Below are 12815 nucleotides of genomic sequence, written 5' to 3'. Positions count from 1 at the left end.
GAAATTTTGAAATCCTAGCAGAAATGCTAGGATTTTTTAATCCTAAGCAATAGACGCACATGAACGAAACAAACTCTGGTCAACAGACAAAGTAGCCCGCACATGAGCAAAGCGAATTCTGAGTAAAGGACGAAGCTGCCCGCACATGAACGGAGTGAATTTTAAGCAACGGACGAAGTCGTTGGCGCTATGAGCAAAGCGAATTTTTGTATCCTATAGAAAATTATATTTATTTTAAAATTTTTACAAAGTAAAGTCATAAGTTTATTTATTTAAAAAATCGACTTTTTAAAATATAAAAGTTTAAGAAATTTATAATTTTTATAAATTGGGTCAGAATGCTAAAATTATAAAAAAAAACTTATTTGACAAGCTTAGACAACTTTTGACTTTTTTATATGTTAAACTAAAGAAAAAGATATTAAAGGGGGAATATAAATGCCGAAACAATTTAGAAAGATAGCAAGTGTCTTAACAGTATTAGGACTATTAGCATCTTTTTCGATTAGTGCAACTAATGTTTATGCAGAATCAACAGTATCACAAGAAAGCACTCAAGAAATATTGAATGTAGTATCTGATTCAATGAGTAGAAGCAGGGGATTACTTAGAATACAGGATAGTTCTGACCTTGAAGATATGCTTTTAGATATAGACTGGGGATATGATTTTGATAATGAGTATTATGAAGAAGAAGTAGAAAATGGATTTTATTATGTTATAAATAATAGAAATGAAGCTATAGTGACAGATTATGATGGTAGTGCAACAAATTTAGTTATACCAAGTACTCTTGGTGGAAAACCGGTTAAAATGATATATTATAGTGCATTTACATCATTAGACCAACTTAAAAGTGTAACAATATCACAAGGAGTAGAAGTTATTGGGGCAAGTGCGTTTGCAGCTTGCGATAATTTAGCTAAAGTTACAATACCAAGCAGTGTAAAAACTATAGATACTTTAGCTTTTGCTTTAGATTTAAGTCTAAATAATGTAGTTGTTCCAAGCAGTGTAACAAAATTAGGTGCAGGAGTATTTTTACTAAATAGTAACTTAACAAATGTAACTTTACCAAGTTCAATAAGTACTATTCCAGATTCTACATTTGCAGGTTGTGAAAGTTTAAGCTCTATAAAACTACCAAGCAGTATTAAAACTATAGGGGATTCTGCATTTGCTATGACTGGATTTTCTCAATTTACAGTACCAAATGGAGTTACAACTATAGGTGATGAAGCGTTTAGCGATTGTGAAAAATTAACTGATATAACAATACCTAAATCAGTTACAAAGATAGGTAAATCATTAGCAGATGCAGGTGCTGAAGTTGTTACAATTCATGGAGAAACAGGTTCTTATGCAGAAACTTATGCAAAACAAAATGATTTAGCATTTAAAGCTACTAATACAACTGTCGATGAAAAAGTAATAGCAACAGGTGTAACTACAGCAAACTTAAACGTTAGAAAAGGTGCAGGAGCAAACTATGCAAGAATAGGTGGATTAACTAAAGGTGCAAAAGTAGAAGTAGTTAAAAAAGAATCAAACGGCTGGTACAAAATAAAATACAATAATACATATGGATATGTATCAGGAACATACGTAAAACTAGATTCACAAACACCAGATCCAACACCAGACCCACAACCAGAAGAAAAAGTAATAGCAACAGGAGTAACTACAGAAAACCTAAACGTTAGAAAAGGTGCAGGAGCAAATTATGCAAGAATAGGTGGATTAACTAAAGGTGCAAAGGTAGAAGTAGTTAAGAAAGAATCAAACGGCTGGTACAAAATAAAATACAATAATTCATACGGATATGTATCAGGAACATATGTAAAACTAGATTCACAAACACCAGATCCAACACCAGACCCACAACCAGAAGAAAAAGTAATAGCAACAGGAGTAACTACAGAAAACCTAAACGTTAGAAAAGGTGCAGGAGCAAGTTATACAAGATTAGGAACATTAACTAAAGGAACAAAAGTAGAAATAGTTAAGAAAGAATCAAATGGCTGGTATAAGATAAAATACAATAATTCATATGGATATGTATCAGGAACATATGTAAAATTAGATTCACAAACACCAGACCCACAACCAGAAGAAAAAGTAATAGCAACAGGAGTAACTACAGAAAACTTAAACGTTAGAAAAGGTGCAGGAGCAAGTTATACAAGATTAGGAACATTAACTAAAGGAACAAAAGTAGAAATAGTTAAGAAAGAATCAAACGGCTGGTACAAAATAAAATACAATAATACATATGGCTATGTATCAGGAACATATGTAAAATTAGATTCACAAACACCAGATCCAACACCAGACCCAAAACCTGAAGACGAAGTAATAGCAAAAGGAACAACTACAGGAAACTTAAACGTAAGAAAAGGTGCAGGAACAAGTTATGCATCAATAGGTGTACTAAAAAAAGGTACAAAAGTAGAAATAGTTAAGAAGGAATCAAATGGCTGGTATAAAATAAAATACAATAATTCATATGGCTATGTATCAGGTAAATATGTAAAACTAAGTTAGATATAAATATTTTAAAATAGAGAGAGTCTTGTCTATTAAGCAAGGCTCTTTTTGATTAGAAGAATAATATTTTGAATAATTGATATTAAAAACCAAATGATATTGATTTTTAACAAATACAGTGCTACGATAAAAGTAAATCGTAAGAACTTTGAAAAAGTAGTATATATTAACACTTAAAGGGGGCAATCTTATGTATTTACAAATTGAAAATCTTAAAAAATTTTATGGTCAAGATGAAAACAAAGTAGAGGTTTTAAGGGGAATTAACTGCGGTATTGAAAAAAGTGAAATATGTGTTATGTTAGGGCCTTCTGGCTCTGGAAAATCAACACTATTAAATCTAATTGGAGGAATAGAAACTATAGATGAAGGGGATATAGTAGTAGGTGATGTTGACTTAGGGAAATTATCAAATAAAGACTTAACCCTTTATAGAAGAAATACATTAGGTTTTGTTTTTCAATTTTATCATTTAGTTCCTAATTTGACAGTAAAAGAAAATATAGAATCAGGAGCATATTTAAGTAAAAAGCCTATTTCTGTTGACGAATTATTAAAGACATTAGGTTTAGAAGAACATCAAAATAAATATCCAAACCAATTATCAGGGGGACAACAACAACGTACAGCAATTGGTAGAGCATTAGCAAAAAATCCTTCCTTATTATTGTGTGATGAGCCAACAGGAGCTCTAGACTACAAAACATCCAAAGACATATTAGAATTATTAGAAAAAATAAATGAAAAATATAAAACTACAATTATTGTAGTAACACATAATGATGCTATTAAAAATATGGCACATCGTGTTATGAGACTTAGAGATGGTCAAATTATAAAAAATAAAATAAATGAAACTCGTACGAAAGCAGAAGATTTAGAGTGGTAGGTGATTGACATGAAAAATCCATTAAACAGAAGCTTATGGAGAGAATTTAAACAGAATTTAACAAGATATCTATCAATTAGTATAGTCCTTATAGTTATGATAAGTGCAGTATCTGGATTTTTAACTGTTGTATATAGTGTAAAGGATTTATTATATAAGAACCAAGATGAATGTAATGTTGAAGATGGTCAATTTGCAGTTACACAAACTCTTAATAAAGATACAAAAGATAAAATAGAAGATTTAGATTTAAATCTTTATGAAAATTTTTATAGTGAACAAGATTTAAGCGATGACACCATGATTAGAATCTATAAAAATAGAGAAAAGGTAGATATAGCCACAGTATATGAAGGCAGATTACCCAAGAATAAACATGAAATTGCTTTAGATAGACTATTTGCTGATAAAAATGATTATAAAGTAGGGGAAACAATTCATTTAAATGGTGAAGATATAAAAATAGTTGGTTTTATAGCTGTTCCTGATTATACTTCATTAATAGAAAAAAATAATGACTTAATGATGGATGCAATTCACTTTGGTGTAGCTATTGTAGATAATAAAACTTTTGATGAATTTGCAGAAAAAAATATAACTTATAATTATAGTTATGTATTAGATAAAAAAGATGCAAGTGATAAAGAAAACTATGATAAATTGAATGATATCAGAGATATATGTTTAGAAAACGGATATATGCTTACAAATATGATGACATCAGATATGAATCAAACCATATCTTTCTTACCAAATGATATGGGTGGAGATATTCCAATGATTAAGGCATTGCTTTATATAATTTTAGTAATCTTAGCATTTATATTCGTAGTAATAAGCGAAACAATTATAGATGAAGAATCTACAGTTATCGGAACTCTTTTGGCAAGTGGATATACTAAAAACGAACTGATTAGACATTATATGGTCTTACCTATAATTATTACTATTGTGAGTTGTATAATTGGGAATATAGTGGGATATCTTGTTTTTCCACCATACTTTAAAGATATGTACTATGGAAGTTATTGCTTGCCACCATTAAAAGTGCAATTTATACCAGAGGCATTTGTAACTACAACAATAATTCCACTTGTATTTATGCTAGTAATTAACTACTTAATGCTTAGACATAAATTAAATATATCACCAATACGATTCTTAAGAAGAGATACACATAAAAATAGAATAAAACAACATATTAAATTAAAACATGGGTCATTTTTTAGACGTTTTCAAATACGTGTAATACTTCAAAATAAGGGTAGTTATTTTACATTATTTATAGGTATATTATTTGCAAGTTTTATATTAATGTTTGGAATAGTTATGGGTCCTTGTATTGATAATTATCTTCAAAACTCAGAAGATAGTGTAAAAGCAGATTATCAATATGTTTTGAAACAACCTGTAGATATAAAAAATGCAAAAGATGCAGAAAAACTTACAATTACAAGTTTAGAAACTTATTATAAGGCAGGGGATTTAGATCTAGATGTATCTTTTTATGGATTAGATAATGATTCTAAATATTATGATGATATTTCTCTACCTTCAAAAGATGATGAAATAACTATTTCGTATGATTTTGCACAAAAAATGGGACTTAAAAAGGGAGATAAAATCACATTTACAAACCCATACACAGAAAAAGATTATAAATTTAAAGTTTATGATATATATGATTATAAAGCTGGATTTTCTGCATATATGACTCAAAAAAATCTTAATGATATGATTGATCAAGATAAAAATTATTATAATGCATATTTATCTGATAAAAAATTAGACATAAAAGATGAATATATACAATCAAAACTAACTAGAAATGATGTTGTGAAAATAGGGGAACAAGTAACCTCAAGTTTTGGTCAAATGATTCCTATAATGACTACAGTATCAATAATTATCTATTTAGTTGTTATGTATATATTAACTAAATTAGTTATGGATAGAAATGCTACAAATATGTCTTTCTTAAAAGTTATGGGATATGATGATAAGGAAATAAGCAAGTTATACTTAAAAGCAAGTACTATAGTGGTTGTAATTTCATTAATCATATGTGCTCCATTTTCATATTACTTAATGGATGTATTGTTTAAATTTGCATTTATGAGATTTACATCATATATAGAAATGTATATGCCATACTATCTACATATTGTAGTATTTGTAGTTGGTTTATTAGTTTACTCTCTAGTTAATTTCATTCTTAATAGAAGTATTAAAAAGGTTGACTTGGGAGAATCATTAAAAGAATCAGAATAAATTTCTATATAAAAATATATACTTATAGTAATATCAATTACTTATAGTCTTTATGATATAATTAAAAGGTACGGATTAAAATCTGTACCTTTTAATTTTTAGGGGGAATAAAAATGTTAAAAAATAAAGTGGAAGAATTAGTTGATAAGTATTTAGATGAAGTGATATCAATAAGAAGGTACCTTCATCAAAATCCAGAGCTTAGTTTAAAGGAGTTTAATACAGCAGAATTTATTGTTAAGGAATTAAACAAAATTGGACTAGATGCTCAAAGGGGAAGAGAAAATAATGGTGTGGTCTCTAATTTGAATTTAGGCAAGGGTAAAAAAACTTTGATGCTCAGGGCGGATATGGATGCCTTACCAATACAAGAAGAAACAAATTTTGAGTTTAAATCAAAAAATCCTGGTGTTATGCATGCTTGTGGTCATGATGTGCATACATCAATACTATTAGGCGTTTCAAAAGTATTAAACGAAATTAAAGATGAGATAAATGGAAATGTAAAGTTTGTATTCCAGCCAGCAGAGGAAAATAATCCAACAGGTGGGGCACCTTTAATGATAAAAGAAGGCGTTTTAGAAAATCCTCATGTCGATAATGCAGTTGCACTTCATGTTTGGGATTATCCAATTGGAACAATTGCTTTAAAACCAAATGCAATGATGTCAGAATCAAATAGAATTTTTATAACTATTAAAGGGCAGGCATCACATGCATCTAAACCGCATGAAGGCCATGATGCTATTGTTTGTGCAGCATATTTAATAACTCAACTTCAGACGATTGTTAGTAGGGCAATAGACCCGAGTGATGTAGTTGTTCTTACATTGTCAAAAATAAATGGTGGTGTGAGATATAATGTACTTCCTAGTGAAGTATCTATTGAAGGTACAGTTAGGTGCTCTAGTGTAGAGGCATGCGAGATACTACCAGATAAAATTGAAGAATTTGTTAAAGATGTTTGCAAAATACATGGATGCGATTATGAATATAAATTTAATCATGGATATCCAGTCACTATGAATGATCCTAAACTTACTAAATTAGTAAAAAAATCTATTATAAATAGTATGGGAGAGGACAGTTTAATCGAGATGGATAATCCCGATACAGGTGGAGAGGATTTCTCTTTCTTTGCAAAAGAAGTTCCATCTTGCTTTATGTTTTTAGGATGCAAGTCTGAAAAAAACGAAGACACTTGTATATTGCATAATTCAAAATTTAACTGTGATGAAGATTGTATAAAAATAGGAATTAAGACTATGGTTAATATAGTTATTGATTATTTTAAATAAAAAAACTTAGAAATCTAAAAAAATATAATCCCCTCTGAACAAGTGATTGGAGGGGATATAAAGGATTTCTGTAAGGAAACTAATAAAAAATAGGAAAAAATTAGCACTCAATGGTTGACAGTGCTAACAAAAAGGTGTACTATATAGTCATAAGGAAAAAGGATAACAAGTAAGACAAAGAAATAAAAGATTTGAATAAACAAATCACAAATTTGAAAATAGGTAAAATGAATAAAGAGTCAACAAAAGCATACCAGGTATGCTTAAATTTAGAAGTTGACTTAGCACTCATTAATGAAGAGTGCTAATAAAAAGATGAAAGGATGATGCTTTATGTTATTTCCAGAAAGAAGATTTGGTTTAGTTAATAATAGTAATAATTTATTTGATTATCTTTTTAGTGATCCAATTTTCAATGTAAATGTACCTAATAGAATGTCCACAGATATAAAAGAAAAAGAAAATGGATATGAATTAGATATGGAAGTTCCAGGATTCGATAAAGAAGACTTGAAACTAGAATTAGAAAAAGGTTACTTAACAGTTACTGCTGAACATAAAAAATCTGATGAAAAGAAAGATGAAGAAGGACATCTAATCAGACAAGAACGTTATTATGGTAGTACAAAGAGAAGCTTTTATGTAGGTGATAAAGTAACAAAAGATGATATCCAAGCAAAATACGATAAAGGTGTTTTAAGCGTATTTGTTCCTAAAAAAGAAGTTAAAAAACTAGAAAATAAACAAACTATAGAAGTAGAATAATATCAATATAGTTTGCAAAATAAATTAAATGATAAAAAGAAGACTTAAATAAGAAATCTTCTAAAATATAAATTAATAATTAATATAATTAATAAAGTTTCAACCAGAGCAAAGGGTATACTCAAAAAAATGGTTGAATTAGCACTCCAGACATAGAGTACTAAAATGAAAGGACGATGCTTTATGTTATTCCCAGAAAGATTTAATTTTAATAATAATTTATTTGATGACTTTTTCACAGACCCAGTTTTTAATATGACTACAACAAACAGAATGTCTACAGACATAAAAGAAAAAGATAATGGTTATGAATTGGCAATGGAAGTTCCAGGATTTAATAAAGAAGATTTGAAATTAGATTTGGAAGATGGTTATTTAACAATAAGTGCTGAACATAATACAACAAACGAAGAAAAAGACAATGAAGGTCATATCATTAGACAAGAACGTTACTATGGCAATACAAAGAGAAGTTTCTATGTAGGTAATGAAGTAACAGAACAAGATATACAAGCTAAATATGACAAAGGTGTTTTAAATATATTTGTTCCTAAAAAAGAACAAAAGAAAATAGAAAATAAACAAGTAATTGAAATTAAATAGAATGAAAATAATTAATCATATGATAATTTCCTCTTTAGAATTTAGCTGGGTAGATGCGGATTTACCTAGCTTTATTTTTTTGAAAAATTATTTGAGAACTATTCTTGGCAATGAGAACGAGTATTAGTATAATAAAATTGTCGGAAAAATTTTTGATTTATTCAATATTTGACATGTAAAAATAAGCAAGATAAATTTAGGGAATTATTAAAAATAATACTGGAGAATAGTTATGAAAAACATTATGAAAAGAAAAGATATAATCTTAATAATAGTCATATTAATTGTTGCAGGAATGGGATTTGGAGCAAAATCTTTATTTGCACAAAAAGGTGGAGAAGTTATCATAAAGGTTGACGGAAAAGACTACGGAACTTACCCATTAAACGAAGATAAAACAATTGATATAGATGAACACAACAAAGTAATAATAAAAGAAGGTGTTGTATATATGGAAGACGCTAATTGTCCGGATAAGCTTTGTATAAAACAAGGAAAAATCGACTCTAATGGACAAAAGATAGTATGCCTTCCAAATAAAACTGTAGTAGAGATTCGCAGTGAAAAAGAAAGCGAAGATGATGTTCAAGCAAAATAAATTGTTTGATAAGGAAGTTGGATATTTTATATTCAACTTTTTTAGATTATATAGTGAGTTAAAAATATAAAGAGAATTATATAGAAAAAATATAGTGGGACTATCAATAAAGAAGTCTCACTATATTTTTATAAAAAATTAGCACTCTATACTTGACAGTGCTAACAAACGTGCTATAATAATATGTATAAGAAAAAAGTTAAAATACAGGATAACTATATCGGTATTTTTTTTACTATCGAATTAGCACTCTCGACTAAAGAGTGATAATTAGGTTTCTTATAAAAAGTTCGAATAAAATTAATTTAGAATAGTTTTATGAAATAAATAAAAAAGAAATAGAACTTTTGCAAAAACCCTTAATAGCAAGGGGGCACCCTTGTTATTTTTTTTTGAAAAAAACAGTAATAAATAATATTCAATTATGGGAGGTCAGACATATGGCATTAAAACAAGGGAGTATCTCAATAGATACTGAAAATATTTTTCCAATAATTAAAAAATGGTTATATTCTGATAAGGATATATTTATAAGAGAATTAATAAGTAATGGTTGTGATGCAGTTAGCAAACATAAAAGACTAGTAGCTTTGGGGGAAGTTAATAGTGATGATAAACCTTATAAGATAACAGTTGCAGTCAGCAAAAAAAATAAAACACTAGAATTTAGTGATAATGGGATAGGTATGACTGCAGATGAAATAGATAAATACATAAATCAAGTTGCTTTTTCTGGAGCAGAGGATTTCTTTAATAAATATAAAGACAAGATGGAAGAATCAAATGATATAATAGGTCATTTTGGTTTAGGATTTTATTCAGCATTTATGGTATCTAGTAATGTTGAAATAGATACACTTTCATATTTAGAAGGTGCAAAACCAATCAGATGGCAATCAGCAGATGGTATGCAATTTGAAATAACTGAGGATGGAACAAGAACTGAAAGAGGTACAACAATAACTCTTACTTTGGCAGAAGATAGCGAAGAATTTTTAGATGAATACAATTTAAGAAGTATAATCACAAAATATTGTTCATTCCTACCTGTTGAAATATATCTAGAAAATACAGATAGATTAGAAGAAGAGGCTAAGAAAAAAGCTGAAGAAGAAAATAAAAAATCTGAAGATGGTAGTGATGATAAAACTTCAGAAGAAACTAAAGATGAAGTAAAACCAATGCCACTTAATGATACAAATCCTCTATGGTTAAAATCACCTAAAGATTGTACTGATGAAGAATATATAAAATTCTATCAACAAGTGTTTAATGTATTTGATGAACCATTATTCTGGATACATCTAAATGTGGATTATCCATTTAATTTAAAAGGTATTTTATACTTCCCTAAACTAAGAAATGAATTTGAATTAGTTGAAGGTAAAGTAAAATTATATAACAATCAAGTATTCGTAGCAGACAACATTAAAGAAGTTATACCAGAATTTTTACTATTATTAAAAGGTGTAATAGATTGTCCAGATTTACCGCTTAATGTATCAAGAAGTTTCTTACAAAATGATAGAGATGTAAGCAAAATTTCTAAGCATATAGTTAAAAAAGTTGCAGATAAATTAAAATCACTTTGTAAAAATGAAAGAGAAAAATACGAAGGATTCTGGGATGATATACAAATATTTATCAAATACGGTTGTCTAAAAGATGAAAGTTTTTATGATAAAATAAAAGAATACATTTTATATAAAGATCTTGATGGAAAATATATAACATTAACAGATTACTTAGAAGTAGCGAAAGATAAACATGAAAATAAAGTATTCTATGTTGTAGATAGAGAACAACAATCTCAATATATTAAATTATTTAAAGAATACGGATTAAATGCAGTTATATTAGATTGCACTATAGATAATAACTTTATCACATTCCTTGAATATAAAGAACATGGTGTAAGATTCAAGAGAATAGACTCTGATTTATCAGATGTATTAAAAGATAAAGATGAAGAAAAGGACGAAAAAGCAGACGAAGAAATAGTTAATTTCTTCAAAGAAAAAATAGGCGATAGAATTGAAAAATATACAGTAGAAAGCCTAAAGAAAGAAGATACACCAGCAGTTATATTAGTTTCAGAAGAATCAAGAAGAATGATGGAAATGCAATCTAGATTTGCTGGATTAGATTATGGATTCGATCTAAAAGAAGAAAAAACATTAGTTATAAATGATAAAAATCCATTAATCAAAAAAGTTTTATCTTTAAAAGATGACGAAACTAAAAAAGAAGCTGTAGATGTAATTTGCAACCAAATTGTAGACTTAGCATTGCTTGCAAACAAAGAATTAAGTGCAGATGAATTAGATTTATTTATCAAGAGAAGTAATGAATTGATGAGTAGAGTTATATCATTATAAAACAGAGTATAAACTTGTGAAATATAAAATAAATTAAAAGAGGGACTATACAATATAAGTAATTTTATTGTATAGTCCCTTTAATGTTTTGGATTAAATTTTATTAGTCTGATTCGCCTATTTCAACAGTTTTTAATTCCTTTTTATGTAATATATCATAAAGAATTGGAACAATAAATAGCGTTAATAATGTAGCGTATAATAAACCACCTATTGTAACTATTGATAAACCTTGTGATAATTCAGAACCCATACCAACTCCTAACGCCATAGTCGACATAGCAAGTATAGTTGTTAAAGCAGTCATAAGTATAGGTCTTATACGCGTTCTACCAGCTTCTAACAAGGCATCATGCTTATTGGCTCCATCAAGTCGTAATTGGTTTACATAGTCCACAAAGACTATACCATTATTAACAACTATACCAGCAAGAACTAAGAATCCTAACATAGAAGTTACACTTAGTACTTGTCCAGTAATTAATAATGCTAATAAGCCTCCTGTAAATGCAAGTGGTATAGTAAACATTACGATAAATGGTGATAATAATGATTGGAATTGAGCAACCATTATTAAGTAAATAAATACTATAGCAAGTATTATCATAAGGATTAAGTCTTTCATAGTAGTATTTATTGTTTCAGTTTCTCCTCCTAACTCAATACTATAGCCTGAAGGAGTTTTATATTTATCAATTTTTGATTGTATTTTACGACTTACTAAACCGATATTGTGGCTATCATCAACTGATGCTGAGACAGTTAAATAACGAGTTTGGTTAGTGTGATTTATTGATGATGGAGTATTTGCACTACCTATAGAAGCAATTTCACTTAAAGCTATAGTAACATCTTCATTATTTTGAGTACCTTTTATATTTAAAGACTCTAAGTTTTCTAATGTAGGTTCTGTAGCGCTTTTTACAACTACATCTAAATCATTTCCATTTTGAGTTATAGATGTTGAGTTTCTTTCTGATTTTAGTCCCTCAGAAACTTGTTGATATACTTGTGCAACTGTAAGACCATATTTCATAGCAGCTTCTTTATCAACACTAATACGTTGTTCAACTTCTATATTATCTAAATCACTTTTTATATCAGTAACACCTTTAACTGATTTTAGTAATTTTGTCATATCTTCAGATATAGATTGAAGTTTGTCTAAGTTATTTCCTTTGATTTTGATACTTATTCCACTTGATAACATACTTCCAGTATCCATAGCAGATTCATTAACTGTTATATCATAACCTAAAGATTTTGTTTTATCTTTTATCATTTTAGCAATTTCTTTATTAGAATGTTTCATATCTTCTTTTAAAAGGATATAAGCAGAAACACTTTTTTTAGAAGAACCAGTGATGCTACCTGAACCTGTCATTGCGCCAACACCTTGGACATCTCGAAGTTCTTTTACTATGTTTACAAATTCATCACTAGCACTTTCTAAATCAGCTTGTGTT

The 12815-nt window shown here is 28.5% G+C and carries 9 protein-coding genes; 8 read left to right on the top strand and 1 reads right to left on the bottom strand.

Translation table 11 applies throughout. The features are described 5' to 3' along the window. The first annotated feature begins 438 nt into the window (after nucleotides 1-438). The 8 genes from I4U58_RS02230 to htpG all read left to right on the top strand — a co-directional run bounded on the left by I4U58_RS02230 (nucleotide 439) and on the right by htpG (nucleotide 11349). Nucleotides 439-2544 (top strand): SH3 domain-containing protein, encoded by a 2106-nt coding sequence (locus I4U58_RS02230; protein WP_195929414.1) that lies wholly within the window; start codon nucleotides 439-441, stop codon nucleotides 2542-2544. A 193-nt stretch (nucleotides 2545-2737) separates the two neighbouring features. Next, complete coding sequence (locus tag I4U58_RS02225; protein ID WP_195929413.1) at nucleotides 2738-3436, top strand: ABC transporter ATP-binding protein; 699 nt, start codon at nucleotides 2738-2740, stop codon at nucleotides 3434-3436. A gap of 9 nt (nucleotides 3437-3445) precedes the next feature. Beyond that, complete coding sequence (locus I4U58_RS02220) at nucleotides 3446-5707, top strand: ABC transporter permease (protein WP_195929412.1); 2262 nt, start codon at nucleotides 3446-3448, stop codon at nucleotides 5705-5707. Nucleotides 5708-5820: 113 nt separating this feature from the next. After that, complete coding sequence (locus I4U58_RS02215; RefSeq protein WP_195929411.1) at nucleotides 5821-7005, top strand: amidohydrolase; 1185 nt, start codon at nucleotides 5821-5823, stop codon at nucleotides 7003-7005. Nucleotides 7006-7338: 333 nt separating this feature from the next. Further along, nucleotides 7339-7770, top strand: coding sequence for an Hsp20/alpha crystallin family protein (locus I4U58_RS02210; protein ID WP_195929410.1), 432 nt, complete (start codon nucleotides 7339-7341; stop codon nucleotides 7768-7770). A 183-nt stretch (nucleotides 7771-7953) separates the two neighbouring features. Beyond that, entirely contained in the window at nucleotides 7954-8373 is a 420-nt protein-coding gene (locus tag I4U58_RS02205) for an Hsp20/alpha crystallin family protein (protein ID WP_195929409.1), read from the top strand. Between the two features lie 232 nt (nucleotides 8374-8605). Further along, nucleotides 8606-8971, top strand: a complete 366-nt coding sequence (locus tag I4U58_RS02200) for a NusG domain II-containing protein (RefSeq protein WP_195929408.1) — start codon at nucleotides 8606-8608, stop codon at nucleotides 8969-8971. A 440-nt stretch (nucleotides 8972-9411) separates the two neighbouring features. Further along, on the top strand, nucleotides 9412-11349 hold the full coding sequence (gene htpG, locus I4U58_RS02195; RefSeq protein WP_195929407.1) for a molecular chaperone HtpG: 1938 nt from the start codon (nucleotides 9412-9414) through the stop codon (nucleotides 11347-11349). Nucleotides 11350-11452: 103 nt separating this feature from the next. Here the strand turns inward: htpG and I4U58_RS02190 are convergent. After that, nucleotides 11453-12815, bottom strand: a 1363-nt coding sequence (locus I4U58_RS02190; RefSeq protein ID WP_195929406.1) for an efflux RND transporter permease subunit, incomplete at its 5' end; no start/stop codon positions are given.

This window comes from Clostridium sp. 1001270J_160509_D11 (assembly GCF_015667935.1).
In the GTDB taxonomy this organism is placed as follows: Bacteria; Bacillota; Clostridia; order Peptostreptococcales; family Peptostreptococcaceae; genus Intestinibacter.
The sequence above is the reverse complement of the archived record's forward strand: the minus strand, read 5'-3'. Positions and strand labels throughout refer to the sequence as shown.

Bases quoted from the DNA above. Each gene is read 5' to 3' on its own strand.
- I4U58_RS02200 (WP_195929408.1), top strand. From the start codon at position 8,606: ATGAAAAACATTATGAAAAGAAAAGATATAATCTTAATAATAGTCATA.
- htpG (WP_195929407.1), top strand. From the start codon at position 9,412: ATGGCATTAAAACAAGGGAGTATCTCAATAGATACTGAAAATATTTTT.
- I4U58_RS02205 (WP_195929409.1), top strand. From the start codon at position 7,954: ATGTTATTCCCAGAAAGATTTAATTTTAATAATAATTTATTTGATGAC.
- I4U58_RS02215 (WP_195929411.1), top strand. From the start codon at position 5,821: ATGTTAAAAAATAAAGTGGAAGAATTAGTTGATAAGTATTTAGATGAA.
- I4U58_RS02225 (WP_195929413.1), top strand. From the start codon at position 2,738: ATGTATTTACAAATTGAAAATCTTAAAAAATTTTATGGTCAAGATGAA.
- I4U58_RS02220 (WP_195929412.1), top strand. From the start codon at position 3,446: ATGAAAAATCCATTAAACAGAAGCTTATGGAGAGAATTTAAACAGAAT.
- I4U58_RS02230 (WP_195929414.1), top strand. From the start codon at position 439: ATGCCGAAACAATTTAGAAAGATAGCAAGTGTCTTAACAGTATTAGGA.
- I4U58_RS02210 (WP_195929410.1), top strand. From the start codon at position 7,339: ATGTTATTTCCAGAAAGAAGATTTGGTTTAGTTAATAATAGTAATAAT.